The organism is Maricaulis sp. (assembly GCF_039978735.1).
Lineage (GTDB): Bacteria > Pseudomonadota > Alphaproteobacteria > Caulobacterales > Maricaulaceae > Maricaulis.
The window spans coordinates 26,335-50,372 of the sequence record NZ_JBDWAS010000048.1 but is presented as its reverse complement, the minus strand read 5'-3'; the positions used below and the strand labels follow the sequence as shown (position 1 = coordinate 50,372).

Annotated in this window: 23 protein-coding genes; 12 read left to right on the top strand and 11 right to left on the bottom strand. The window is 64.8% G+C overall.

Going from position 1 to position 24,038, the window contains the following annotated elements; genetic code table 11:
- The first annotated feature begins 19 nt into the window (after positions 1-19).
- Positions 20-349 carry a Grx4 family monothiol glutaredoxin gene (gene grxD / locus ABJO18_RS14750; protein WP_348506676.1) on the top strand — a complete coding sequence of 110 codons (330 nt, stop codon included), beginning with the start codon at positions 20-22 and terminating at the stop codon, positions 347-349.
- A 28-nt stretch (positions 350-377) separates the two neighbouring features.
- On the opposite strand, the gene ABJO18_RS14745 is transcribed toward grxD, so the two are convergent.
- On the bottom strand, positions 378-758 hold the full coding sequence (locus tag ABJO18_RS14745; protein WP_348506674.1) for a hypothetical protein: 381 nt from the start codon (positions 756-758) through the stop codon (positions 378-380).
- Positions 759-1,157: 399 nt separating this feature from the next.
- On the opposite strand from ABJO18_RS14745, the gene ABJO18_RS14740 reads away from it, so the two are divergent.
- On the top strand, positions 1,158-2,369 hold the full coding sequence (locus tag ABJO18_RS14740) for a potassium/proton antiporter (protein WP_348506672.1): 1,212 nt from the start codon (positions 1,158-1,160) through the stop codon (positions 2,367-2,369).
- 78 nt (positions 2,370-2,447) lie between these two features.
- On the opposite strand, the gene rpsD is transcribed toward ABJO18_RS14740, so the two are convergent.
- Positions 2,448-3,065: a 30S ribosomal protein S4 gene (gene rpsD / locus ABJO18_RS14735; RefSeq protein WP_348506670.1), complete on the bottom strand. Its 618-nt coding sequence runs from the start codon at positions 3,063-3,065 to the stop codon at positions 2,448-2,450.
- 255 nt (positions 3,066-3,320) lie between these two features.
- Between rpsD and ABJO18_RS14730 the strand changes: the two genes are divergently transcribed.
- Positions 3,321-4,421 (top strand): serine hydrolase domain-containing protein, encoded by a 1,101-nt coding sequence (locus ABJO18_RS14730; RefSeq protein ID WP_348506668.1) that lies wholly within the window; start codon positions 3,321-3,323, stop codon positions 4,419-4,421.
- Here ABJO18_RS14730 and ABJO18_RS14725 read toward each other — a convergent pair.
- A complete protein-coding gene (locus tag ABJO18_RS14725) occupies positions 4,418-5,191 on the bottom strand; it encodes an RNA methyltransferase (protein ID WP_348506666.1) in 774 nt (257 codons plus the stop codon). The two genes, ABJO18_RS14730 and ABJO18_RS14725, sit on opposite strands and share 4 nt — an antisense overlap.
- A 48-nt stretch (positions 5,192-5,239) precedes the next feature.
- Entirely contained in the window at positions 5,240-5,584 is a 345-nt protein-coding gene (locus tag ABJO18_RS14720; protein ID WP_348506665.1) for an EamA family transporter, read from the bottom strand.
- Positions 5,585-5,747: 163 nt separating this feature from the next.
- On the opposite strand from ABJO18_RS14720, the gene ABJO18_RS14715 reads away from it, so the two are divergent.
- On the top strand, positions 5,748-6,758 hold the full coding sequence (locus ABJO18_RS14715; RefSeq protein ID WP_348506663.1) for a glycosyltransferase family 2 protein: 1,011 nt from the start codon (positions 5,748-5,750) through the stop codon (positions 6,756-6,758).
- Complete coding sequence (locus ABJO18_RS14710; protein WP_348506661.1) at positions 6,751-9,294, top strand: hypothetical protein; 2,544 nt, start codon at positions 6,751-6,753, stop codon at positions 9,292-9,294. Before ABJO18_RS14715 ends, ABJO18_RS14710 begins: the two co-directional genes overlap by 8 nt.
- Positions 9,295-9,391: 97 nt before the next feature.
- Here the strand turns inward: ABJO18_RS14710 and ABJO18_RS14705 are convergent, their stop codons facing one another.
- Positions 9,392-10,831 (bottom strand): hypothetical protein, encoded by a 1,440-nt coding sequence (locus ABJO18_RS14705; protein ID WP_348506659.1) that lies wholly within the window; start codon positions 10,829-10,831, stop codon positions 9,392-9,394.
- Positions 10,832-11,037: 206 nt separating this feature from the next.
- On the opposite strand from ABJO18_RS14705, the gene ABJO18_RS14700 reads away from it, so the two are divergent.
- The 3 genes from ABJO18_RS14700 to ABJO18_RS14690 all read left to right on the top strand — a co-directional run bounded on the left by ABJO18_RS14700 (position 11,038) and on the right by ABJO18_RS14690 (position 13,264).
- Positions 11,038-12,261, top strand: coding sequence for an NADP-dependent isocitrate dehydrogenase (locus ABJO18_RS14700; RefSeq protein ID WP_271185933.1), 1,224 nt, complete (start codon positions 11,038-11,040; stop codon positions 12,259-12,261).
- A 116-nt stretch (positions 12,262-12,377) separates the two neighbouring features.
- The gene (locus tag ABJO18_RS14695) at positions 12,378-12,767 is read left to right on the top strand and encodes a hypothetical protein (RefSeq protein ID WP_348506657.1); all 390 of its coding nucleotides are present in this window, start codon (positions 12,378-12,380) and stop codon (positions 12,765-12,767) included.
- Between the two features lie 86 nt (positions 12,768-12,853).
- Positions 12,854-13,264 (top strand): hypothetical protein, encoded by a 411-nt coding sequence (locus ABJO18_RS14690; RefSeq protein ID WP_348506655.1) that lies wholly within the window; start codon positions 12,854-12,856, stop codon positions 13,262-13,264.
- Here ABJO18_RS14690 and sigJ read toward each other — a convergent pair.
- Together sigJ and ABJO18_RS14680 are read right to left on the bottom strand one after the other, a co-directional pair.
- Positions 13,261-14,136, bottom strand: a complete 876-nt coding sequence (sigJ, locus tag ABJO18_RS14685) for an RNA polymerase sigma factor SigJ (RefSeq protein ID WP_348506653.1) — start codon at positions 14,134-14,136, stop codon at positions 13,261-13,263. The genes ABJO18_RS14690 and sigJ overlap by 4 nt on opposite strands.
- Positions 14,133-15,062 (bottom strand): hypothetical protein, encoded by a 930-nt coding sequence (locus tag ABJO18_RS14680; RefSeq protein WP_348506651.1) that lies wholly within the window; start codon positions 15,060-15,062, stop codon positions 14,133-14,135. The genes sigJ and ABJO18_RS14680 overlap by 4 nt, the downstream gene beginning before the upstream one ends.
- Positions 15,063-15,229: 167 nt before the next feature.
- Here ABJO18_RS14680 and ABJO18_RS14675 point away from each other — a divergent pair, with 167 nt between their 5' ends.
- Positions 15,230-16,213 (top strand): glycerophosphodiester phosphodiesterase family protein, encoded by a 984-nt coding sequence (locus ABJO18_RS14675; protein ID WP_348506649.1) that lies wholly within the window; start codon positions 15,230-15,232, stop codon positions 16,211-16,213.
- On the opposite strand, the gene ABJO18_RS14670 is transcribed toward ABJO18_RS14675, so the two are convergent.
- The 3 genes from ABJO18_RS14670 to recA all read right to left on the bottom strand — a co-directional run bounded on the left by ABJO18_RS14670 (position 16,210) and on the right by recA (position 20,698).
- Positions 16,210-16,668 (bottom strand): nuclear transport factor 2 family protein, encoded by a 459-nt coding sequence (locus ABJO18_RS14670; protein WP_348515984.1) that lies wholly within the window; start codon positions 16,666-16,668, stop codon positions 16,210-16,212. The two genes, ABJO18_RS14675 and ABJO18_RS14670, sit on opposite strands and share 4 nt — an antisense overlap.
- A complete protein-coding gene (alaS, locus tag ABJO18_RS14665; protein WP_348515983.1) occupies positions 16,668-19,322 on the bottom strand; it encodes an alanine--tRNA ligase in 2,655 nt (884 codons plus the stop codon). Before alaS ends, ABJO18_RS14670 begins: the two co-directional genes overlap by 1 nt.
- A 299-nt stretch (positions 19,323-19,621) precedes the next feature.
- Positions 19,622-20,698, bottom strand: coding sequence for a recombinase RecA (recA, locus tag ABJO18_RS14660; protein WP_348508573.1), 1,077 nt, complete (start codon positions 20,696-20,698; stop codon positions 19,622-19,624).
- A gap of 161 nt (positions 20,699-20,859) precedes the next feature.
- Between recA and mltF the strand changes: the two genes are divergently transcribed.
- A complete protein-coding gene (mltF, locus tag ABJO18_RS14655) occupies positions 20,860-22,230 on the top strand; it encodes a membrane-bound lytic murein transglycosylase MltF (RefSeq protein ID WP_348515982.1) in 1,371 nt (456 codons plus the stop codon).
- 6 nt (positions 22,231-22,236) lie between these two features.
- Here the strand turns inward: mltF and ABJO18_RS14650 are convergent, their stop codons facing one another.
- A complete protein-coding gene (locus ABJO18_RS14650; protein WP_348508575.1) occupies positions 22,237-23,088 on the bottom strand; it encodes a DUF5694 domain-containing protein in 852 nt (283 codons plus the stop codon).
- A gap of 116 nt (positions 23,089-23,204) precedes the next feature.
- Between ABJO18_RS14650 and ABJO18_RS14645 the strand changes: the two genes are divergently transcribed.
- Together ABJO18_RS14645 and ABJO18_RS14640 are read left to right on the top strand one after the other, a co-directional pair.
- Positions 23,205-23,738: a DUF305 domain-containing protein gene (locus tag ABJO18_RS14645; RefSeq protein WP_348508576.1), complete on the top strand. Its 534-nt coding sequence runs from the start codon at positions 23,205-23,207 to the stop codon at positions 23,736-23,738.
- Between the two features lie 31 nt (positions 23,739-23,769).
- On the top strand, positions 23,770-24,033 hold the full coding sequence (locus tag ABJO18_RS14640) for a Rho termination factor (RefSeq protein WP_348508577.1): 264 nt from the start codon (positions 23,770-23,772) through the stop codon (positions 24,031-24,033).
- The last annotated feature ends 5 nt before the right edge of the window (positions 24,034-24,038 follow it).

Here is a 24,038-nt window from a genome sequence, read left to right as displayed (position 1 = left end):
TCCAACAGGGAGTCCCGCCATGACCACCGCCCACGACGCCATCAAGTCCACCGTCGAGAATAATGACGTCGTCCTGTTCATGAAGGGCACACCGGTGTTTCCGCAATGCGGCTTTTCCTCCGTGGTGGCGCGTGTGCTGGATCATCTCCAGGTCGATTTCGAGAGCGTCAACGTGCTCGAGGACGACGGTATCCGCCAGGGTATCAAGGAGTTCTCGAACTGGCCGACCATTCCCCAACTCTACATCAAGGGCGAGTTCGTGGGCGGTTGCGACATCGTCAAGGAAATGTTCGAGACCGGCGAGCTGCAGACCTATCTGCGCGACAAGGGCCTGATCGAGCCGGCCTGAGCCGCTTCAGAGCGCCACCCGGCTTGCGTCAGCGCGCCGCGACCACGCGGCGGCCGGGTGCTGGCGAGGCGCTTTCCAGCGGATTGAGCACGACGACCTCGCCCTGGGCGGGCACGCCCAGCTCATCGAGCGCGAACGCCAGCTGTACGCCCCAGGGCATTTCGCGGCTGCAGCTATCCGGCGCGTTGCGGGACAGGCTGACGGCGTAAACATCGCCCTCATAGCTGCCGACATCGACCGTGAAATCCGAGCGCGCGGTACAGCCATGACTGTCGGCGTGTACAACTAGGATTTCATTGTCGATCACACGCCAGTGCATCACCGGCTCAAGCGACGAATCGACTTCCGGCGCCCGGCCGAAGCCGGGAACGCGCATGTCGGAAAAGCGGATGCGCGGAAGCGCGCGCATGGCGGGCATCGGGGGCAGTGACGGCAGGAATGCGGAACGTCCCTCATCGCCCGCACGCCCGGTCGTCGAACATGCCGACGCCATCACCGCCACGCCTGCGAAAACACCCCAAACTGCTTTCACCCTTGCCCCCGTCCGTGTTGCCCAACACGAATTCCATACGGTCGGCTCTATCCCCCAGCGACCGTGATGGAGATCACATGAAACCGGTTACGTCGCGAGAATCAACCCCTTGCCCCTCTCAAGCGAACCATGTTCGCCGACTGCCCGCAGTCGTAGCAGGTCTGCCTGTCATTGCATCACCCTGTGTTCCCAACGGCAGTCGGCAATGTGCCAGCGACCGGCTAGAGTGTGTTTTGCCCTATCTTTCCGACCGTCTCCGGCTTTGCTGACGCCCTTATGCTGCACGTCCTGCTTCTGATCAGCGCCACCATCGCGCTGAGCATCATGCTCATCCCGCTTTCATCGCGCTTCCGGGCGCCGATCCTGCTTGTCTTCCTGGCGATCGGCATGGCGCTGGGTGAAGACGGTCCCGGCGGGATCGAGTTCGAGGACTTTGCGCTGACCTATTCGGCCGGCTCGATCTGCCTGGCCCTGATCCTCCTGTCCGGCGGGCTCGACACGCGCTGGACGGACGTGAAGGCAGCAGCGCTGCCGGCAGGCCTGCTGGCCGGTCCCGGCGTGATGCTGACCGCGGCCTTCGTCGGGCTCGCCTACAGCCTCCTGCTGGATGCCTCGCTGGCGGAAGGCCTGCTGTTCGGCGCGGTGGTCAGCTCCACGGATGCCGCCGCAACCTTCATGTCTCTGCGCCATGGCGGGATACGGCTGCCCCAGCGGCCGCGCCAGACCCTGCTGGTGGAGTCCGGCGTCAACGACCCGGTCGCGATCTTTCTCACCATCAGCCTGGTGGAAATCGTCGACAGCGGCAGCGGGCTCTCGCTGAACGCCCTTGCGGGTACACTGCCTCTCCTCGCCAGCCAGCTCGGCCTGGGATTGCTGACCGGTCTCGCGGGCGGCTGGCTGGCCTCCAGCCTGCTGGGCTGGCTCAGACTGCCCGCCGGTCTTGCTTCGCCCTTCCTGCTGGCGACAGGCCTCGCGACCTTCTCGGGGACCGGACTGATCGGCGGATCGGGTTTCCTAGCGGTCTATCTCTTCGGACTTGTCGTCGCCAATCACGGTGCCAAACCGCCGCAACGGGCCATCCATTTTCACGAAGGCCTGTCCTGGATTGCCCAGATCTGCCTGTTCGTACTGCTTGGCCTGCTGGTGACGCCAAGCGAGCTGGGCGGAGTGGCCTTGGGCGGGCTGATCCTCGCAGGCGCGCTCATCCTGGTCGCGCGGCCGCTGGCCGTCTTCGCCTGCCTGTTGCCGGCGCGCATGCCATGGCGCGAACAGGCCTATATCGGCTGGATGGGGATGCGCGGATCGGTGCCTATCTTCCTGGCTATCTTTCCGGTGGTCAGCCCCGGACCGATCACACCGGTCTTCTTCAACCTCGTCTTCGTGATCGTGGTGATCTCGCTGCTCGTGCACGGGCTGACGGCCGGCGTTTCCGCACACATGCTCGGCCTGGACGACCGGCAGGATCGCGACGGGCCGGACGCCGGCTGACACGGCAATCTCCACGCCAAGAAAAAGGCCGCCCCGGAGATCCGGAGCGGCCTGTTTTCCAGGTCGGATTTCGTCCTCTTACGAGGAGTAGAATTCGATGACCAGGTTCGGTTCCATCTGCACCGGATACGGCACTTCGGAGAATTCCGGCATGCGCACGAAGGTGGCCTTCATGGCTTTCGGATCCAGGTCGATATAGTCCGGGATATCGCGCTCGGCGCTTTCCAGGGCTTCCAGCACCAGGGCCATGGAACGGGAACGGTCACGAACCTCGATCACGTCGCCCGGCTTGCAGCGGAAGGACGGGATGTTGGTCTTGACGCCGTTCACCTTGACGTGGCCGTGGTTCACGAACTGACGCGCAGCGAAGACGGTCGGCACGAACTTGGCGCGGTAGACGATCGCGTCCAGGCGGCTTTCCAGCAGGCCGATCAGGTTTTCCGTCGTGTTACCCTTGCGGCGCGAAGCCTCGTCATAGGTGCGGCGGAACTGCTTCTCGGTGATGGAACCGTAATAGCCCTTCAGCTTCTGCTTGGCGCGCAGCTGCAGGCCGAAATCGGACATCTTGCCCTTGCGGCGCTGGCCGTGCTGGCCCGGGCCGTAGGAGCGCGAATTGACCGGAGACTTCGGACGGCCCCACAGGTTTTCACCCATGCGGCGGTCAATCTTGTATTTCTGCGAATGACGCTTCGACATGTTCTCTCTATTCGATGCGGCCCGGCGTGCTCTCCCTCATCAGCACGCGATCAAAACGGCGGTCCACGCATCGTCCCGTTAAAGTGAAACGATCCAGGGTCTGGCCCCGGCGAGGGAAGCGGGGGTTTTACCTGCCAGGACAGGGAAGTCAATGGGCGCGCTGCCGGTGCTGGCGGCAGGATCGCCAAGCCGCTGCGGGGCTCAGGTCACGAGACCTTGCCTTGACCCCGCCCGCCCCCGGTTTTAGGCAGACCTATGCGCCTGATTATACCGATTATTTTCTGCCTCGCCGCGGCTCCTGCAGAGGCCGCCGACCCGGCCGCCACCGCCCTGTCCCGGATGAACGCCGCTGTCGAAGACGGCCAGACACCAGGCCTGTCCGTCACCATACAGCAGGCAGACGGCCAGCGGATCGACCTGCACGCCGGCCTCGCCGACCCACGCGAGAACCTGCCCGTGGGCAGCGACACGCGTTTCCTGTCCGGCAGCACCGGAAAGACCATCGCGGCCCTGGTCGCGGTCCAGCTTGCCGAAGCAGGCGCGCTCGACCTCGACGCGCCGGTCTCCACCTGGCTGTCGGACCGCGACTGGTGGGACGATCTCGCCAATGCCGACGCGCTCACCCTGCGCATGCTGCTCAACCATTCCGCCGGCGTCCCGGACTATCTGGAAGACCTCGACTTCTTCCTGGCCGGGCTGACCCGCGGCAATCGCGGCTATTCCCCCGACGAGCTGGTCGGCTTTGTCGCGGGCGATGCGGCCGAGGGCGAACCGGGCGCGCACTTTTCCTATTCCGATACCGACTACATCCTGGTCGGCCTGATCATCGAGGCTGCCACCGGCGAGACGTTCTACGACCTGGCCCAGCGCCTGGTCGTCGAGCCGCTGGGCATGACGGGCACGGAGCCCCTGCAGGGCCGGACTTTCGAGCACCTCGCGGCCGGCCATACGCGCGGCCTGTTCGGACGGCAGGCGACGGCGCGCCGCGGCACGCTGAAATCCAATCTCGACCATGAATGGACGGGCGGCGGCTGGGTCACCACGCCGGGCGATCTTGCCACGCTGTACCGCGCGCTGGGCGATGAGGGCCGCTTCGCAGCAGAAGGCGCCGTCATGCGCGCGGGTCTCAACCCGTTCGACGAGGCCGGCACGCGCGGCTACGGGCTGGGCATCTATGTGCGCTTCCACGAGGACGGCGGCTACCGCATCTCCCATGGCGGCGATTTCGGCGGCTACCGGTCGGCGGCGATCCATGACAGCCGCACCGGCCTGACCCTCGCCGTTCAGGGCAATCACAAGGAATTCGAGGCGCCCGGCTTTGCCTTCGAACTGCTTGACGCCCTGACGGCGGATTAATCCTCCCGGACCACCCTCGCCTTGCCGCGGCCCAGGGCCAGGGCCTTCACGGCGCCGCGGAAGGTGCGCACTTCCTGCTCGGTCCAGCGGCCGCGGATAAAGGCATTGCGCAGGTTCTGGACCATCAGCGGCGTCTTGGAGGGGGGATAGAAGAATCCGGCTCTCTCGAGTTCGTATTCGAAATGCTCGAACATGCGCTCCAGGTCTTCGCGTTTGGCGATGTCCGAGACCGGCTCGAATTCCGCCGGCGGCGCTTCCTCGGCTTTCCACTCATAGGCAATCACGGCGATCGCCTGAGCCAGATTGAGCGAGGAGAAGCTGCGATCGACCGGCAGGGTGATGATGGCGTCGGCCATGGTCACCGCCTCATTGGGCAGGCCCGACTTCTCTCCGCCGAACATCACACCGACCCGTTCGCCAGCGGCGATGGCGGCCCGCATCTCGGCAACCGCCTGGCGGGCGGTGAGGACCGGCTTTTCCATGCCGCGCGGCCGCGCGGTGGTGGCATAAAGACGCGTGAAGTCGTGGGTCGCGTCGGCCAGCCGGTATTCCACGCGCGCATTGTCGAGCACCGGCGATCCCGCCGACATCGTGATCGCCTTGTCGTTCGGCCAGCCGTCCCGCGGATCGAGTACAACGAGTTCCGGCAGGCCGAAATTCCCCATCACGCGTGCGGCGGCGCCGATATTCTCGCCCAGCTGGGGCGTATGGAGGATGAAGGCGGGGGCGGTGCGCCCGGTCTGGTCCTGGTCCGTCATGGTGCGCGTCATGTCCCGTTGTGCGCGACAGATCAAGTCGCTTGCGCGCCGGTCAGGCGTTCAGCGCACGCACAGATACACACCCAGACAGACTAGCAGCAGGCCGACCGGATAGGACCAGCTCAGGCTCTCACCGAACAGGACGACCGAGGCGGCCGGCACGAAGATCGCGCCGAGCAGCGCGAAGGGATAAGCGCGCGAGAGCGGTGTGTCGGTCAGGATCCAGACCCAGAGGGCAGTGGCGCCGGCATAGATCACCAGGGCGGCAAACAGGGGCAATGAGGCATAGGCCCAGAGGCCACCGATCGCCTCGATGCGCGCCTTGATATCGATCGCGGCAAACTTGAACGCCACCTGCCCGCTCGCAAGCAGGATTGAAAACAGAAAAAGCACGGCGAGTTTCATGGCTGCCCCCTGACCCCGGCCCGTGGCAGAGCCCGGCTGTCCGCAATACAACTTCCAATGCCCTTCACGTCATGATAGCGCCTTTGGCCAGCATGAGAATGACCAAGGGATCGCCGTGAGTCTGCATCGAGATACAGGACCGGGTCCGCGCAGCAACCCTTCGGTGGAGACCCCGGCCTCGCCGCGCATCGCCGTGATTATTCCCGCCTATCGGGTTCGCGACCACATTCTGGGCGTTATCGGGGATGTCGGACGCGAAGTCTCGACGATCATCGTGGTTGATGACGCCTGCCCCGAGAAAAGCGGCGACTTTGTCGAACAGACCTGTAGCGACCCGCGGGTAACGGTCGTGCGTCACGACCGGAACCAGGGCGTGGGCGGTGCGGTGCTGACCGGCATGCGGGAGGCGATGGCGCGCGGCGCGGATGTGCTGGTCAAGGTCGACGGCGACGGACAGATGGATGCCACGCTTGCCGGCCACTTCGCGGCACCGATCGTCAACGGCCATGCGGATTATGTGAAGGGCAACCGGTTTTTCTATCTGGAAGCGTCCGAGACCATGCCTTTCGCCCGTCGGGCCGGAAATCTGGCTCTTACCTTCATCAGCCGGTTCTCGACCGGGTACTACTCGTTGTCTGATCCCACGAATGGCTATATCGCCCTTGATCGCCGGCTGGCGGAATGCCTGCCAATGGAAAAACTCTCGAAGCGGTATTTCTTCGAAACCGACCTCTTGTTCCGGATTAACACCCTGGGCGCCAAGGTTGTCGAGATTCCCCACAACGCGGTCTACGGCGACGAGGAAAGCAGCCTCGATGTCCGCTCGGAGCTATTCAAGTTTGCCGGACGGCACGTTGTCACGCTCGCCAAACGGCTCTTCTACCAGTATGTGCTCCGCGACTTTAATCCCGGCAGCGTGCTGCTCTTCCTGGGCCTCGTGTTCGCGGTTTTCGGCACGCTGGGCGCAATGTCGGCTTGGACCCAGAGCACACTTACAGGCATTCCCCGCTCAGGCGGCGCCGTCGCGCTGATCGAGGTTCTGGTTATCCTGGCGACGATATTCCTTGTCGGCTTCCTCAACTATGACATCGGCAAGGAACCCAAACAGCCGATTTCCTGGCTTCTCGGCATCGGCGTCGGCCGCCCCGCCAGCCAGTTCGAGACTGATGACTAGAGCGGCTGTCATTCCCGTCGCGACGGCGGCGCTCACCGGCGTTGTCGTTCTCGTTGCGCTCGCCGTTTTTGCCGTCTGGCCCGCAGAGTCTTCGGCGCGCTGGCTGCCGGGCGTAGGCGGTATCTGGACGTTTTTCCTGCCCGCACTTGCGACTGTCGCAACCATGCTGATCGTCCGTCCTTTTCTCGACAGGACGCGCAAATGGATCGCCTGGATGCCCGTCATCCTGTTCATGCTGTTCAGCTGGGGGCCTGGTGTAGCCGCCGGACTGCTCGTGCAGCTGGGTGCATCCACGCTGCTGGGGCTTGCCGTTGTCTGGCGGATCTCGACAGGCCTGTTTCCCCGCAGCGTGAGGGGCCGCCCCGGCGCCGGCCTGCTGATTGTCAGTACCGTGTCCGGTCTGGCAATGGTCAGCGGCGCGCTCTGGGCAGCGTTCTGGATTCCCCTGAACACAACGAACACGCATTTTGCCGGATATCTGGCACTGGGGGCGCTGGCCTGGGCCGCGCTCGGCCGGGACGGGCGCCAGATCGCACGGCTCAGCCTCGCCGTCGCCGGCCGCTCGGTGGGACGCGCACCGGCCGGATTTGCGCTCTTGGGCACCGCATGCTTCCTGACCTTCACATTGATGAGCCTGCTGCCCGAACTCGGTCCCGACGCCCGGGCCGCTTACCAGGGCTATTTCGAACATTTGCGGGTTCATGGCGAATGGCACCAGGCCCCCTGGCGCGCCGCCTGGGGGCTGCAGCCGCTGGGCGGGCTCCACCTCGCCGGCTCAGCCTATCTGATGGCAGGAGAAGGCGGCGCCCGGGCCCTGAACTGTGTCCAGGCCGCCCTCTATGCGGCGTGCGCTGCCGTGATCGCACACACGATTTTCCGGTCTCGAATCGCCGGCTGGGCGGCAGGCGCAATCGTGATCTCCACCCCGGTGCTGCTGAAGCTCTCCGGCGATTTTTACTACGACAATGCCGTCGCGATGTTCATCACAGGTGCCGTGGCTGCACTGGTTCTCGCGCTGAGGTCCCGCACAACGGCCGCCGTAGCGCCCTATCTGATCGGCTTCGGCCTGTGCCTCGCAGGCGCCGCCGCCAGCAAGAATTCGGCCTGGGTGATGAGCGTTTTCCTGTATGCGCTCGCCGTGGCAACGCTGTTCATGCAACATCGCCGCCCGATCGGATCCATAGCCATCCTTACCGCCGCCACCGCGATTGCCATGACCGTACTTCTCGTACCGGTCGTGCTGGCCACTTTCCTGCTGACGGGAAACCCGGTCTTTCCGTACTACAACCAGATTTTCCAGTCAGCTTTCTACCCGCCGAACCAGCACCAGACCCCGCATGAGGGCTTTGCCAGCCTCGACATGTTCGTCCGCCTGGTGTTCGACACCCAGTCCATATCGCCCCACGACCTGCGCGGATCGCTGGGCGCGGGTCTGCTGCTTGCCCTGCCCGCTGCGGCAGCTGCCCTCGTCAAGGGACAGCGCGTGTGGCTGGTCATTCTGGCCGGTCTTCTGGCGACCGTCGGCACCCTGACGTCCCTGCAGAACGACCTGCGGCTGCTATGGCCCGTTTTCCCGGCGCTGCTGGCGGTTGCCACAGGGATCGTGCTCGCGGTCTCCGCACCGGTTCCAGCCGCGTTACGGGCTGCGACACTAGCGCTGACGGCCCTTTGCGGGTTGCAGATCGCATTGCTCCCCACCGGCAGCTATCATCTGGCAGAATACAATATCTTTCAGGCTCTGCATCCCAAGAGCCGCGATTCGCTGGCCGAGTTCGGCGCGCCGTCCGCCAGGATCAACGCCATGCTCGACGGTCTGAGCCCGTCACCGCAGCGACGCCTGTACCTGTCGACATCGATCGGCCCCTCGGGCGCACTGAACTTCGAGGATGGCTGGTATACCGTCAATGCCCGGCACTATCTGCACCAGGCGCGCAACAGCGAGCATTTCACCACGGCGCTGCGCACCCTGGCGCCGGATGCGGTGGTTGTGGGGACAGAGGCAAGACGCCATTGGCTGCGTCCGGATATCTACAGCGTCCTCCGCGCCAACAGCTGGGCCGTGTTCGACTTTCCCGGCCATCAGGTATTCATGCTGGACAATACCCTCGCCTTCCCGGTCTCCGCGGCGAGCACGCCAGAACTGGCACAGCTTGTGGACCAGTCGCAGACTGTCGACGGCCTGGCGGCGGACGGCACTTTGCGGATCATCTTCCCTGTCCCGCAGGACGATGCGGAGTCCGCGAGCGTCGGCTTCACCTATACCTGCCCGGCCGACGCCAATCTGATCCTGACTTTCGGTGTATACAGGGACGATCACGCCCTGGTCGCGCGGCACACGCAACGCCCCTGCCTCGGCGACGATCCGCCGGGAACCGTCCGGATGGCAGAGATTCTGCCTGACCTTCAGGGTCTGAATGTCACGCTGGAGGCCCGGCTCTCCGACGCGGACAGCACCTTTGTCATCCGCGAGCTGGAGGCGGGCATCAAACCGCGCTTCACGCGCCAGTCCTATCTTGATCTGCTGGGCAACCGCTAGAGCGTGATCAGGTGAAGTGGTGACCGGTTCACCGGTTCGATCACGCGACCACCCAGGATTCTGGGGCAGGGGCGGTTCCGCAGGAAACGATCCTGCTCTAGTTCTGCGCGCCGAAGCCGGTCAGCTGGCCGGCCTCGTCAAACTCAGGAGACAAAGGCGTCATTGCCATCGCCGCACGCAGTTCGCCGGCCGGATCGACGACGCCCTCGATCACGATCCGGCGCAATTGCCGGACAAGGTCCGGATCCGCCCCCAAGCCCGACATGGCCGCGAAGAAGAGATCGGCGCTGACCGGCTCGTCCATGTCGAGTGCGGCGGACTGCATCGCCTGCCATATCGCATAGATGTCCCCGTTCGGTGCCCCGGCCTCGGCGATCAGCGAGACCAGGGACCCGCAGTCGTAATATGCGCCGAAATAGCCGCGCGCGCCTGCACCGCGCAGCGGACCGTCCTGCAGCGCAGGAAGACAGTCCGTCCAGGCCCGGGCATAGGCAGCATCGAGATAGGCCTGCGGATCGCCGGTCATGCCAGCAACCAGCGCATTCGCCATCGTGTTGGCGCCGCCTTCGTGGATCCAGCTGTCCGCCATATCGCCATTGCGGGCGCCGCTGGCATTCTGGAACTGGTGCGCCACTTCATGGGCGAAAAACCAGTTGAGATAGTTGCGCAGGCGCGGCGATTCCGTTCGCATCGCCTCACCGGACGTGTCCAGCATGATCACCGATCCGGAGACCCCGCCCTTGTTGGAAAAACCCGGATTGTCGTAGCCGCCAAAGGCGAAATAGAGCACGGCGCGCTCTTCCAGCGGACGCTGCCAGCGCGTTTCATAGAGATCGAAAATCGCCTCCATGTCCCGATCGATGGATGCAAGCACCCAGTCCGGCAGGCCCCGGTCGATGACGCCGATATAGCTGCGGCCCTCAACGATCTCGCCATCGCCGAGATAGACGAAACTCCCGCCGCCGAGCGACACGTCTTCTATCGCGCCCTCGCGCACAGCTCCCTCGAACACCATCCGCCGGCCGGAGCGGACCCGGACACCGAGCACGGGCTGGTCGCCGCGCCAGCGGTCGAGACGGCCTTCCAGCGCCGCAGCCGCATCGGCGTCGGCCACGGGCATCAGGTCGAACTGGCCGGTGAACAGGGCAAGACCGCCATCGGAGAAGTCGACGAAGGGGCTGTAATCGCCCTCCGGATTGACGAAGCGCGGCTCGGCAACCAGCGAAACCCGGGATACGGGCGCATCGAATACCAGCGTATCGAAACCGTTGAGGCGATCGAGACGTGCCCCCTCTCCCGCGACCTCCCAGGCGCCTACGCGATAATCGCCCGTGGACCGGCTGAAGATCATGGCGGTCTGCGGCGCCGCAAAGACATAGTCGACATCGAAACGGCCATCGGCCCGTTCCGAAACCGTTGCGGTCACACCGGTGCCCTCGATCAGGGCCGCGCTATCCGCCGGAGCGCCGCCCGCACCGTCACAGGCCGAAGCGATCATGGCGAGCGCCAGCGCGAACCCGATCCGAATGACTGTCATGATATGTCCCCGTGCCGATACGCCCCCCGGCGCCAGTGGCAGTTAACAATGTTCGAGGACTGAGAGAAAGTTACGGTGGCGGACAGGCGCGCGCTTTTTCAGGCCGGGCCTTCCTTGACTCAATGACCGATGCTAGAGAGCGCGCAAATTCTTTCGTGCGCTCGCGGGCGCACCTCCCGTACGTCCGAAAAGAAAGCAGAACACCCATGGCGAAGATCAAAGTCGATACCCCGGTCGTCGAGCTCGACGGCGACGAGATGACCCGCATTATCTGGCAGATGATCAAGGACAAGCTGATCCTGCCCTATCTCGACATTGATCTGAAATACTACGACCTCTCGGTCACCAAGCGTGACGAGACGGACGACCAGATCACCATCGACGCCGCCAACGCGATCAAGGAATACGGTGTCGGCGTCAAGTGCGCCACGATCACGCCGGACGAAGCCCGCGTTGAGGAATTCGGCCTGAAGAAGATGTGGCGCTCGCCGAACGGCACGATCCGCAACATCCTCGGCGGCGTTGTCTTCCGCGAGCCGATCGTGATTTCCAACATTCCGCGCCTGGTGCCGGGCTGGCAACAGCCGATGGTGATCGGCCGCCACGCTTTCGGCGACCAGTACAAGGCGACCGACTTCCTGGTTCCCGGCAAGGGCCGCCTGACGATGACCTTCACGCCGGAAGACGGTGGCGAGCCGGTCGAGTACGAAGTGTTCAACTTCCCGGGCGCCGGCGTTGCCATGGGCATGTACAATCTGGACGAGTCGATCCGTGACTTCGCGCGCGCCTCGTTCAATTACGGCCTGCAGCGCGGCTGGCCGGTCTACCTGTCGACCAAGAACACGATCCTCAAGGCCTATGACGGCCGCTTCAAGGACCTGTTCCAGGAAATCTTCGACGCCGAGTTCAAGGACGCCTTCCAGTCCAAGGGCATCTCCTACGAGCACCGCCTGATCGACGACATGGTCGCCGCGGCCATGAAGTGGTCCGGTGGTTTCGTGTGGGCCTGCAAGAACTATGATGGCGACGTGCAGTCCGACACCGTCGCCCAGGGTTTCGGCTCGCTCGGCCTGATGACGTCGGTGCTGATGTCGCCGGACGGCAAGACGGTGGAAGCGGAAGCTGCGCACGGCACCGTCACGCGTCACTACCGCCAGCACCAGCGCGGCGAGCAGACCTCGACCAACTCGATCGCCTCGATCTTTGCCTGGACGCAGGGCCTGACCCATCGCGGCCGCATGGATGGCAATGAAGACCTGCAGAAATTCGCCAAGACGCTCGAAGACACGATCATCAAGACCGTCGAGGCCGGCTACATGACCAAGGACCTCGCACTCCTGGTCGGCGAGCAGCAGGGCTGGCTGTCCACCGAGGGCTTCCTCGACAAGGTCGACGAGAACTTCCAGAAGGCCATGGCCAACTGGGGCTGATCCTTCGATCAGACGAACCTCATGAAGGGCGGAGCCTGCGGCTTCGCCCTTTTTTGTGTCCTCCCCTTGACGGGTGCGGTCTCAACCGACACCACTGGGCCGTGCAAGGGACCAAGATGACAAACGACCTGACCGGGGTCTGGTTCGGCGAGTACGGCTATCCGCTCGGCGAAGCCCCTGTGACTTTCATCGCCAGTATCGATGATCGCGGCGGCCTGCTGACCGGCCGGACCGACGAGCCCAACACGTTCGCGATGCCCGGTGCAGCGCGTCTGTTTGCCCATGTCCAGGGCGCCTGCAGGGACGGTATCGTCTCGCTTACCAAAACGTATGACGGCACCGGTGGCGCTATCCATTCCGTGGCCTATACGGGCGAATTGAGTCCCGATGGCAATACGGTTGCCGGCATCTGGCGCACGCGCGGATGGTCGGGCCGCTTCACCATGTCACGGCCTGTTGTTCCCGAGGCAGAATTCGATGAAGCGCTGGAAACCGTCGACGAGTAACACGCGACCTTGATTTTGGGCGCCCGGCGCCGATACTCGAATAGTTGTCATAAAGGACAGACCGCTGTCGGGCACGGGGACGCAGGGTGAATTTCAGCATCGACTTCGAAGCCGAGAACGGTCTGTGCGTCTACCGCATATCGGGGAAGCTTGCGCCCGATGAACTCCTGTCCGTATTCGCCATGGCCCGGATCCAGCCCGGCTGGTCGGACGATTATGACTTCCTGACCATTCTCGATCACGTCTCGCTGAGCGATATCCGGGCCGATTCCGTGACCCGCATGATGGAGACCATGCGCGAGAATGACGATGCCAGGCCATCGCACAAGCGGCGCGCTGCCATAGTCTGCAACGACCCGTTTTCCAAGGCCACGCTGACCTACTGGGAGCTGGCCAGCCGCAACAGGCTGACCACCGAAGAGCGCGTCTTCCAGCACGAAACCCAGGCCCGGGCCTGGCTCGCCGCCGCCCGCACCATGAGCAATACGGCCAATTAGAGCGGCAGTTTCAGCGGGTTTCGCATCACATAGATCCAGCCGATGCGGGAGGGATTGTCCGCCGCCGGTGTGACCGTCATTAGGAAATCGCTCGCGCCCCCGTCGAGAATACCGATCGCGGGCCGGCCATTCATCCAGACCAGATCCGGCACCCGGTCCGGCGGTTTTCGCGTCGCCAGGGCATGCATGACCTGCGCGGTCTCTGCCGCCCCCATGAGCGGACGCAGGGCGGCCCGCGCCTTGCCGCCACCATCGCTGATCGCAACGACATCCTCGGACAGAAGCGCCGCGATCTGCCCGATATCGCCCCTGGCATAGGCCGTCATGATGCCGGCCAGCAATTCCATGATGGCCTCCGGCGCGCTTCCCGCGCGTGCCGGGCCGCCGCGCGTCTTGCGCCGGGCGCGCGAAACCAGCTGGCGGCAGGCCGCCTCCGAGGTATCCAGAACCCCGGCGAGCGCCTCGTAGCCGGTGTCGAAGGCCTCGTGGAGAATGAAGGCCGCACGCTCGCGCGGTGTCAGGGCCTCCATCGCCCACAGGAGGGCCAGTTCAGCCTGCTGTGCCGTCTCGATCCGCGCCAACAGATCGTCTGCAGGATCGTGCAGCCAGGGTTCGGGCAGCCAGGGGCCCGTATAGGCCTCCCGGCGCACCCGCGCCTTGCGCAGCGCATCGATCGCCAGCCGCGTGGTAGCAGCAGTCAGCCAGGCCTGGGGATTGGCGACATCGCCGGTATCGGCACGGTCCCAGCGCAGCCAGACATCCTGGACCACATCCTCGGCCGCCGCCCGTTCGCCCAGCATGCGATAGGCGATCGAGATCAGACGCGGACGTTCGGCCTGGAAGGCCGACAGATCGGTTTCAAGGGCGGTCATGCGGCTGCCACTGTTTCCGTCTGGCCAGCCACGTCAAGCTTCTGGCAGGCCGCGCCGAAGCCCGTCAGCTTCTTCATCGTCGGATAGGTGCGCGAGACCACAACTGCCAGCGCCAGTTCCGACAGCGCCGCCTTGCCGTAGCGCTCGACGATTTCGTCGTGCATCGCCAGCGCCTCCGCCTGACCGGCCAGGACCGCGGCCGTATAGCAGAAGCCCAGCGCGGAGACCGGATCAGCCCGCTCGAAATCCCGCCGGATGAGCGCACGCACCGTTTCCGGGTCGGCACCATCGGCGCAGATCTTGTCGATCGTGATCTGCGCGCACGGCCCGCAATCCTCATTCAGCGACGCGGCCAGTGAGGCGCCATGAAGCAGCGCGGGCGGGGCTTGCCTGGAAGAAAGACCGGACAGGTCCTGCAATGCCGTCAGGAAGCGCACACTGTCCGGCACCGTGTCGACAAGCCGGTGCAGGTAGGCGGCATCGTAGGACCACTGCGCCTCGAACCGCCGCAGCCCCGCATGCACGAGGCGCGGCATCCCCGTCCCCAGTCCGCCCAGCGGCGCCCGCAGCGCAAGAAACACCAGGATCAGCGCAGGCAGGATCACACCGCCGGTCTCGACCACCCAGGCGGCGCGCGACACCGCGCCGTGCATGGTCAGGCCTGCCAGGTGGAAGCCGGCATGCAGGACCGGCCAGGCCAGCCCGGCCAGGATCAGGCTGCGGCGGCGCAGCCAGACGCCGGCCGCCATCGCCCCGGCAGAGACCAGAAAGGCAAATCCGATATCGACGATGAAATGCATATTGTATCCGCCGGTCGCGCTGACACCCGCCGTGCCGTCGAAAAACCCCTGCGGATCCGCGATCATTCTGGCGCCATTGAGCAGATAGAAGACGGCACCGAGATAGAGAAGACTGCGCTGGATCATCTGGAACTCCCTTGCTTTCGGGTTCCAGACGAACGGGCGAGGCGTTTTGTGACACCCTGGCCCCGAAAATTCCGGCTTCAAGCCCCGGCCGCGTCCGCTTTCAGCCGCGCATTGGCCCGATTTCCGCGCCACCGTCGCTTCAGGGACAGACGATCGAGGGGATTTTCATGCGATATGGCCGCCTTGCCGTTGCCGTGATCGGTGCGACGATGCTCGCCGCCTATCTGGGCAACGCATCCTGGCTGGCGCCGGAACCGGACCAGCCCTACTTCATTTCCCATCGCGGGGTGCATCAGACATTCAACCCGACCGGCGTCGGGCCGCAGGACTGCACGGCCACGCGCATCGCCCCGGTCACGCACACCTTCATCGAAAACACCCTCCCCGCGATCGGCGCCGCATTCGACGCCGGCGCAGAGATCGTCGAGATCGATATCCACCCCACCACCGACAACGAGTTTGCCGTCTTTCACGACTGGACGCTGGATTGCCGCACTGACGGCGATGGCGTGACACGCGAGCACAGCATGGCGGAAATCCGCGCGCTGGATGCGGGCTGGGGCTATACGGCGGATGACGGCGCGACCTACCCGCTCCGCGGTACCGGCATCGGCCTCATCCCGTCGCTCGGTGAGGTTCTCGACGCGTTTCCGGGCCGCCGTTTCGTGATCAATATCAAGAGCAATGACCCGCAGGAGGCTGAACGCCTCGCGGCCTATCTGGATGCGCGGAGCATCGACCCCGAACGCCTGATCGTCGTGGGAGCGCCTGCCCCCCTGACCCGCCTCGCGGAACTGCAGCCGGGCATTCGCCAGCTGTCCCGGCGAGGACTGAAGGATTGCGCCCTGCGCTATCTGCTGACGGGGTGGAGCGGCTTCGTCCCGCAGGCCTGCCGGAACACCGTGCTGATGCTGCCGAAGAATTATGCCCGCCTCGCCTGGGGCTGGCCCCGGCGGCTTGAACAGCGCATGGCGGATGCCAACACGCTTGTCTGGATGATGGGCGATCTGGACCGGGCGACGATGAACTCCACCGGTATCGATACGCTGGATGCTCTCGATGCGTTGCCGGACGGCTATTCGGGCGGCATCTGGACCAACCGGATCGAGCGCGTAAACCCGTCCGCGCTCGATCGGCAGGAAGCCCCTTAGTCCGCCCCGCCCGCGCGTTTCATGGTCACGAAGGTTTCCGCCTCGATGCGCCAGGCCGTACCGTCATGGCGCCATTTGGCGAAGTAGCGGCCGGAATAGCGCACGGACATCCCGTCCATCGACCAGCTGCCCCGCCAGCGGCCGGTCTCGGCGGCCAGTAATCCGTCCTCGCTGATCTCGATGCGGACCGGCGCGCGGACATAGGCGATATCCGGCATGCTGGCGAAGACCGCTTCCCAGGCATCCAGCTGAGCCTGGCGGCCCGTAATCAGCTGGGCTTCGTCGCCCGGCACCAGCATGGCCTCCTCGCTGAGGACCTCGGCGATCGCCGGCATGTCACGCGCGTCGAGCGCAGCGTTGAAGGCCTCCCGCGCCGCCGCGACCTGCCGCGCCAGCGCCTTGTCGCCGGTCAGCTGCACATCACGGGAGGCGGATGGTTTTGCCTTGCGGGCCATCAGCCAGCCAGCGCGGCGCGAATAGCATCCAGCCCGGCTGCGGCATTGGCGCCGTCGGGACCGCCGGCCTGGGCGAAGTCGGCCCGGCCGCCCCCGCCCTTGCCGCCCACAGCGCCTGCCCCGGCGCGCACCAGTTCGACCGCGCTGAACTGCCCGGTCAGATCGTCGGTGACGCCGACCGCCAGGGCCGCCTTGCCCTCATTGACGCCGATAAAGGCGGCGACGCCCGAGCCCATCGAGGCCTTGGCCTCGTCGATCAGGCCGCGCAGATCCTTGCCACCGACGCCCTCGACCACGCGGCCGATGAATTTGGTGCCAGCGATCTCTTCCGGACCGGCCGGCGCGGAGCCGCTGCCACCGCCCATGGCAAGCTGTTTCTTGGCCTCGGCGAGCTGGCGTTCCAGCTTCTTGCGTTCCTCCATCAAAGATGTGACGCGTGCCGCCAGATCGGCCGGTGTGACCTTCAGCGCATCGGCCGCGGCCCGGCCGAAGCCGATCTGCTCGTCGACATAGCGGCGGGCGCCCTCACCCGTCATCGCCTCGATCCGGCGCACACCTGACGAGACGGCGCTTTCCGACACGATCTTGAACAGGGCGATATCGCCGGTGCGGTCGACATGGGTGCCGCCGCATAATTCCACCGAATAGGCCGTGTCGGCGTCAGCCAGGGCCCGGCCCATGGTCAGCACACGCACCTTGTCGCCATATTTCTCGCCGAACAGGGCCAGCGCACCGGCCTCAATGGCCGCATCCGGGCTCATCTCGCGGGTCGACACGGCGACGTTCTGGCGGATCACGGCATTCACCTGCGCCTCGATCGCCGCAATCTCCTCGGCTGTCACCGACTTGTTGTGGCTGAAGTCGAAGCGAAGCCGGTCCGGGCCGACATAGGACCCCTTCTGGGTGACGTGCGGCCCCAGCACATCGCGCAGGGCGGCGTGCAGCAGGTGCGTGGCGGAGTGGTTGGCCTTGGTGGAAACGCGGCGCGGCGCATCCACGGACAGGCGTGCCGTATCGCCGGTCTTCACCTGGCCCTTCTCCAGCACGCCGATATGGGCATGCAGGTCGCCGGCACGCTTTTGTGTGTCTTCGACCCGGAATACGGCACCATTCTCGAACAGGATGACGCCGGTATCGCCGCACTGGCCGCCGCTTTCGCCATAGAAGGGCGTGCTATCGAAGACGAGTTCTGCTGTCCCGCCATCCGCCAGGCTGCCGGCCTCGGCGCCGCCGGAGACGATGGCGGCGAGACGCCCCTCGCCTTCCGTGCCGTCATAGCCGAGGAAGTGCGTCGCCCCCGCCGTGTCGCGCACGCCGAACCAGACAGCTTCGGGCGCCGCATCGCCGGAGGAGAACTTGCTGGCGCGGGCATCCGCGCGCTGCTTGTCCATCGCCTTGTCGAAACCGGCCTCGTCGACCGTCATGCCCTTGGCGCGCAGTGCGTCCTGGGTGAGATCGAGCGGGAAGCCGTAAGTGTCGTAGAGCTTGAACGCCGTCGAGCCGGGCAGCACACCCCCCTCGCCCAGGCCTTCGGTGGCCTCTTCAAGCAGGGACAGGCCGCGGCCCAGCGTGCGCTGGAAACGCTCTTCCTCGACCTTCAGCGTGTCTTCGAGCAGCGCCTGGGCGCGGCCGAGCTCGGGATAGGCATCGCCCATCTCGGCCTTCAGCACCGGCACCAGCTTCCACATCACCGGCTCGGTCGCGCCGAGCAGGTGGGCGTGACGCATGGCGCGGCGCATGATCCGGCGCAGCACATAGCCGCGGCCTTCATTCGACGGCGACACGCCATCGGCCATCATGAAACAGGTCGAACGCAAATGGTCGGCGATGACCCGGTGGCTCGCCAGGGCGTCGCCCTGCGCCTTCACGCCGAGCACGTCTTCCCCGGCGCGGATCAGGTTCGCAAACAGATCGACATCGTAATTATTGTGCTTGCCCTGCAGGATCGCCGCGATCCGCTCCAGGCCCATGCCGGTATCGATCGAGGGTTTGGGCAGGTCGATCCGGGTCTCCGCGTCGATCTGCTCGAACTGCATGAAGACGAGATTCCAGATCTCGATGAAACGGTCGCCATCCTCGTCGGGCGAGCCGGGCGGGCCGCCCGGAATATTTTCGCCATGGTCGAAGAAAATCTCCGAACACGGACCGCACGGACCGGTATCGCCCATGGACCAGAAATTGTCGGAGGTGGAGATGCCGATGATCCTCTCGTCCGGCAGGCCGGCAATCTTGCGCCACAGCGCCCGGGCCTCGTCATCCTCGGAGAAGACCGTGACGAGGAGCTTGTCCTTGGGCAGGGCGAATTCCTTCGTCACCAGCTCCCAGGCATGGCTGATCGCACGTTCCTTGAAATAGTCGCCGAAGGAAAAATTCCCCAGCATTTCGAAGAAGGTGTGGTGACGCGCCGTATAGCCGACATTGTCGAGATCGTTGTGCTTGCCGCCGGCGCGCACGCATTTCTGCGACGAGGTTGCGCGCGGAATGGCGCGCTTTTCCTTGCCGGTGAACACATTCTTGAACGGCACCATGCCTGCATTCACGAAGAGCAGGGTCGGATCGTCCTGCGGCACCAGCGGGGCCGATTGCACCACTTCGTGATCGTGGCTCGCGAAATAGTCGAGGAAGGTGGCACGGATGTCGCGCAGGCTGGCCATGGATTACGGTCCGTCGTGTTGCGGGCGCGGGTGAGACCGTGATGATCGCAAACCCGCCGATTTTTCAGGATATCATATAGAAACGGGTGCCCGGCCTAGCCAAGCACCCGTTCACAATCAAGCTGCGATTGCCGGAGCGGTGTGTCGCTGGCGCCTGTCCTGCGCCCGTACGACCCACCCCTGCCGTTCTCCGGCCTTCCCGCCGTCGCCTTCCCGGCCAATTCAGCCTTTCAGGCTGCCAGCCCAGCGCGTGCCAGCACTGACGGGCCGGTGCCTGCTGTTTCCGCTCGTCCGGATAATCAGCCGGCCGCGACCTCATCGTCCGCATCGGGCCCGGTCAGCATCTCCTCGGCGATCAGACCGGCATTGGCCCGGACCTTCTTTTCGATCTCGTTGGAGATGTCCGGATTGTCGAGCAGGAACTGGCGCGCATTCTCGCGGCCCTGACCGATGCGTTCGGAATTATAGGAGTACCAGGAACCCGACTTCTCGATCACATCGCCCTTGACGCCAAGATCGAGCAGCTCGCCCATCTTGGAAATGCCTTCGCCATAGAGGATGTCGAACTCGACTTCCCGGAAGGGCGGCGCAACCTTGTTCTTGACGACTTTGACGCGGGTCTGGTTGCCGATCACCTCGTCGCGGTTCTTGATCGCACCGATACGGCGGATGTCGAGGCGCACAGACGAATAGAATTTCAGCGCATTACCGCCGGTCGTGGTTTCCGGAGACCCGAACATCACGCCGATCTTCATGCGGATCTGGTTGATGAAGATCACCAGGCATTTCGACTTGGAAATCGAGCCGGTCAGCTTGCGCAGCGCCTGGCTCATCAGGCGCGCCTGCAGACCCGGCAGGCTGTCGCCCATCTCGCCTTCCAGCTCGGCGCGCGGGGTGAGGGCCGCCACAGAGTCGATCACGAGAATGTCGACCGCACCGGAGCGCACCAGCGTATCGGCGATCTCGAGTGCCTGCTCGCCGGCGTCCGGCTGGGACACCAGAAGCTCGCTGACATCAACGCCCAGCTTGCCGGCATAGACCGGGTCGAGCGCGTGTTCGGCATCGACGAAAGCGGCCACGCCGCCGGCCTTCTGGGCCTCGGCAACGGTGTGCAGCGCGAGCGTGGTCTTGCCCGAGCTTTCCGGCCCGTAGATCTCTATGATCCGGCCTTTCGGCAGACCGCCGATGCCCAGGGCAATGTCGAGCCCCAGGGAACCGGTGGAAATCGCTTCGATATCCATCGACGGACGCTGGCCGAGCTTCATCACGGAGCCCTTGCCGAAGGCCTTGTCGATCTGGCTCAGCGCGGCCTCGATGGCCTTCTGCTTGTCGGTGTTTTTATCGTCCTTCACGAGTCGAATCGCGCCCTTGCTCATAGCCTTCATCCCTTATTTCACGCCCCCGGGGTGCGGGCAACCGACGTCAGGCGTACCAGCTTTGTTCCCGGAACACAAGTGGAACATTTATGGTTAACAAAACGGAACAAACGGGTACATCCGGATTGAACAATGACGCATTCACGCTACAGTTCTGCATCATGGGACGTCCGTTTCTGTCAGCGGCGAAGGCGGTGCTGACCGTCTTTGCCGGACTCATTCTCGTTCAGTGCGCGCCGGACCGGCAGGGTCTGGACGACACTTCTCTGGCCGACATCCAGGCCCGCGGGGAGCTGGTCGTCCTCACGCTGGAGGGGCCGACCAGTTTCGAGATCAATGACGGGACACCGGCCGGATACGAGCTCGAGCTGGCGCAGGCTTTCGCGGACAGTCTGGGTGTCGCCGCCCGGTTCGAACCCCGGCGCGACATCGACAGCCTGTTCGACAGCCTGGACGCCGGCGAGGGCCATATCGCCGCGGCCAACCTCACCATCACGCCGGCACGGCGGACCCGGGTCTCGTTCGGTCCGGCCTACAAGTCCGTCACCGAGCAGCTGATCTGCCGGCGCGGCGGGCGCGAACCGACCACGCCGGACGCTTTGCCGGGCACCACGATCCGCGTGCTGGCCGGATCGAGCTATGAGGAAACTCTGGAAACCCTCGCACGGCAGCAGCCGGGCGTGCGCTGGAGCGCGCGGACGGCCGGATCGGCCATGCCGCTTCTGGAAGGCGTCGACCGCGGCACGTTCGACTGCACCGTCTCCGACAGTCATCTCGCGGACTTCGCGCGCCGGCGGCACCCCGAGCTCGATGTCGCCATGACGCTGACCGAGGAACGCCCGCTCGCCTGGGCCCATACCGGCCGTATCGATGGCCTGGACCAGGCGCTGGCGGACTGGTTCGCCTCGGCGCACGAGACCGGCCTGCTTGCCGATCTGGACGAACGCTGGTTCGGCCGTTTCGGCGCTTTCGACTACGTCGATGTGGCGCGCTTCGTACGCCGCGTGCAGAGCCGTCTGCCGCAATACCGCCCGGCCTTCGAACGGGCCGCCGCAGAACTGCCCTTCGACTGGGAATTGCTGGCGGCGCAGGCCTATCAGGAATCCCACTGGGACCCGGATGCGGTCAGCGCGACGGGCGTGCGCGGCCTGATGATGCTGACCCTGTCGACCGCCCGCCGGGTGGGTATCGAGGACCGCAACGACCCCGAACAGAGCATTGCCGGCGGTACCGCCTATCTCGCCGACCTCTACGAGCGCGTCCCGGACGGCGTGGCGGGCGAGGACCGGATCTGGTTCGCCCTTGCCGCCTATAATGTCGGCATGGGCCACATGTATGATGCGCGGGCCCTCGCCGAGCGGCTCGGCCGTGACAAGAATTCCTGGGACGGCCTCGCCCGCACCCTCCCCCTGCTCTCGGACCCGCGTTATTACGAGACTTTGCGCCATGGCTATGCCCGCGGCCACGAACCCGTGCGCTATGTGGAGAAGGTGCGGGAATACCGCGCCCTGCTGGACGCCCAGGGGATCTAGATTGCCCTATTCCGGAGCGGGCGCGTCCGGAACTGCCGGCAGGTAATCGAGCGGATCGGCCAGTGTCAGCCAGGGCGACTCTTCCACCAGATACCTCAGGATCGGGGCATGCCCTTGGCCGATAATTAACAGGATGCGTTCATCCTCGCGCCCTTCGACCACCTTCATGATATTCTGAAAAATCAGCAGATTACGCGTGTACCAATTGCCCACCGTATAGGCACCACCCGGATTGCCGTCCGCGCCCCAGCGCCGGATGAAATAGCCCAGATAGATATCCGAATTAGCGTCCAGCATGGCTTCGGTATTCATCCAGGCCAGCATCTCGCCAATGCTGTGCGTAGTCTGGCGGTGTTCTTCCTCGGCAACAAAGCCGTTGCCCAGCCGGTCCAGCATCGTGTTCAGAGCCGCCAAATGCGGTTCGCTGACATCCAGCGCCAGGTCCTGTTCCGCCATAAAGGGGTGGTTGGCATCGACCAGTGCCAGATCGGGTATGTCAAAGCGCGCGGCCAGGCGGAAGCCCAATTGCTGACGCTCATTGGCCGTCAGCTCGACCTCACCGGCCCGCCAGGCAGAATAGCGTTCATTGACGGCAGAGTCCGGCATGGCTTCAACAGCGACGATGGTCGGCCGGAACGCGGCCAGCCGGTCGACCACATCCAGAATTTCCTGCTGCCGCCGGGGCGCCAGGACATCGTCGGCGCGCGCATTGTACTGGTCCTGCCCCGGATTGGCGAAATGATACGTCCCCAGGATCAGCACTTCGGCGACCGGTTCGGGCCGCGGCGGCGTCTGGGCAAGCGTGGTGGACGCGGCGGCTGCAAGCGTGATCGCGGCCGTGATGACTGTTCGCAACATGAGTGGCTCCCTCTCGTCTCGAACAGGAGATGCCCGGGAGCGCGCAAACGGATGCAACGGAACTCCACCGGTCCCGCGCCCGTTGCAAGGGCACAAGCCGGCACGGAGCTCACACGATGTCCCCGACTGCCCAACGCTATCTGAAGTTCGCCGCGATGATCCTCACCTCGATGGTGGCGATGTTCGCGATCAAGTATCTCAACACCTACACGGCCGACCACGTGCATTTCTCGCGCACGCGCTTCTTCATGACCTTCATGATGGGCGCGGCCATGGCCGTGGTGATGCTGTCCTTCATGCTGTCCATGTACCGCAGCTCACGCATCAATCTGGCTATCTATGCCGGTAGTGTGGTGGTGTTTCTCGCCGCGCTCTGGCTCACACGAAGCCAGACCACGATCCACGACGAAGCCTGGATGCGGGCCATGATCCCGCACCACTCGATCGCCATTCTCACCTCCGAACGTGCCGGAATATCCGATGTCCGCGTCCGCGAGCTGGCTGACGGCATCATCGAGGCCCAGCGGCGCGAGATCGACGAGATGCACTGGCTGCTCGAGGACATCGCCGCCAATGGCGAAGCGCAAACGGCCGCGGAAGCGGCTGAACGTCCGGTGCCGGAATTCTCGGCCGGCAACGGGCCGTCATGAGCCCCAACACCCGCAACGGAAAGGTCCCGCCATGCCACAGAGAGATCCCGGCCCCTCGGTCAAGGATGGCGAACTCTACGAAAAGCTCCGCGACGAGGGCATGAGCAAGGAGAAGGCCGCGCGTATCGCCAATGCAAAAGCGGCGGGCGACCGGCCGATGCAGGCTGGCGGCAAGTCGCCGCCCTACGAGGACTGGACCAAGGAGGAGCTTTACGACCGCGCGCAGGAGATCGGCATCGAAGGCCGCTCCGACATGGACAAGTCAGAGCTGATCGGTGCCCTGCGCAACCACTAGAGCGA

Coding starts and splice junctions, on each gene's coding strand:
- grxD (WP_348506676.1), top strand. CDS start 20: ATGACCACCGCCCACGACGCCATCAAGTCCACCGTCGAGAATAATGAC.
- ABJO18_RS14745 (WP_348506674.1), bottom strand. CDS start 758: ATGCGCGCGCTTCCGCGCATCCGCTTTTCCGACATGCGCGTTCCCGGC.
- ABJO18_RS14740 (WP_348506672.1), top strand. CDS start 1,158: ATGCTGCACGTCCTGCTTCTGATCAGCGCCACCATCGCGCTGAGCATC.
- rpsD (WP_348506670.1), bottom strand. CDS start 3,065: ATGTCGAAGCGTCATTCGCAGAAATACAAGATTGACCGCCGCATGGGT.
- ABJO18_RS14730 (WP_348506668.1), top strand. CDS start 3,321: ATGCGCCTGATTATACCGATTATTTTCTGCCTCGCCGCGGCTCCTGCA.
- ABJO18_RS14725 (WP_348506666.1), bottom strand. CDS start 5,191: ATGACGCGCACCATGACGGACCAGGACCAGACCGGGCGCACCGCCCCC.
- ABJO18_RS14720 (WP_348506665.1), bottom strand. CDS start 5,584: ATGAAACTCGCCGTGCTTTTTCTGTTTTCAATCCTGCTTGCGAGCGGG.
- ABJO18_RS14710 (WP_348506661.1), top strand. CDS start 6,751: ATGACTAGAGCGGCTGTCATTCCCGTCGCGACGGCGGCGCTCACCGGC.
- ABJO18_RS14705 (WP_348506659.1), bottom strand. CDS start 10,831: ATGACAGTCATTCGGATCGGGTTCGCGCTGGCGCTCGCCATGATCGCT.
- ABJO18_RS14700 (WP_271185933.1), top strand. CDS start 11,038: ATGGCGAAGATCAAAGTCGATACCCCGGTCGTCGAGCTCGACGGCGAC.
- ABJO18_RS14695 (WP_348506657.1), top strand. CDS start 12,378: ATGACAAACGACCTGACCGGGGTCTGGTTCGGCGAGTACGGCTATCCG.
- sigJ (WP_348506653.1), bottom strand. CDS start 14,136: ATGACCGCCCTTGAAACCGATCTGTCGGCCTTCCAGGCCGAACGTCCG.
- ABJO18_RS14680 (WP_348506651.1), bottom strand. CDS start 15,062: ATGATCCAGCGCAGTCTTCTCTATCTCGGTGCCGTCTTCTATCTGCTC.
- ABJO18_RS14675 (WP_348506649.1), top strand. CDS start 15,230: ATGCGATATGGCCGCCTTGCCGTTGCCGTGATCGGTGCGACGATGCTC.
- ABJO18_RS14670 (WP_348515984.1), bottom strand. CDS start 16,668: ATGGCCCGCAAGGCAAAACCATCCGCCTCCCGTGATGTGCAGCTGACC.
- alaS (WP_348515983.1), bottom strand. CDS start 19,322: ATGGCCAGCCTGCGCGACATCCGTGCCACCTTCCTCGACTATTTCGCG.
- recA (WP_348508573.1), bottom strand. CDS start 20,698: ATGAGCAAGGGCGCGATTCGACTCGTGAAGGACGATAAAAACACCGAC.
- mltF (WP_348515982.1), top strand. CDS start 20,860: ATGGGACGTCCGTTTCTGTCAGCGGCGAAGGCGGTGCTGACCGTCTTT.
- ABJO18_RS14650 (WP_348508575.1), bottom strand. CDS start 23,088: ATGTTGCGAACAGTCATCACGGCCGCGATCACGCTTGCAGCCGCCGCG.
- ABJO18_RS14645 (WP_348508576.1), top strand. CDS start 23,205: ATGTCCCCGACTGCCCAACGCTATCTGAAGTTCGCCGCGATGATCCTC.
- ABJO18_RS14640 (WP_348508577.1), top strand. CDS start 23,770: ATGCCACAGAGAGATCCCGGCCCCTCGGTCAAGGATGGCGAACTCTAC.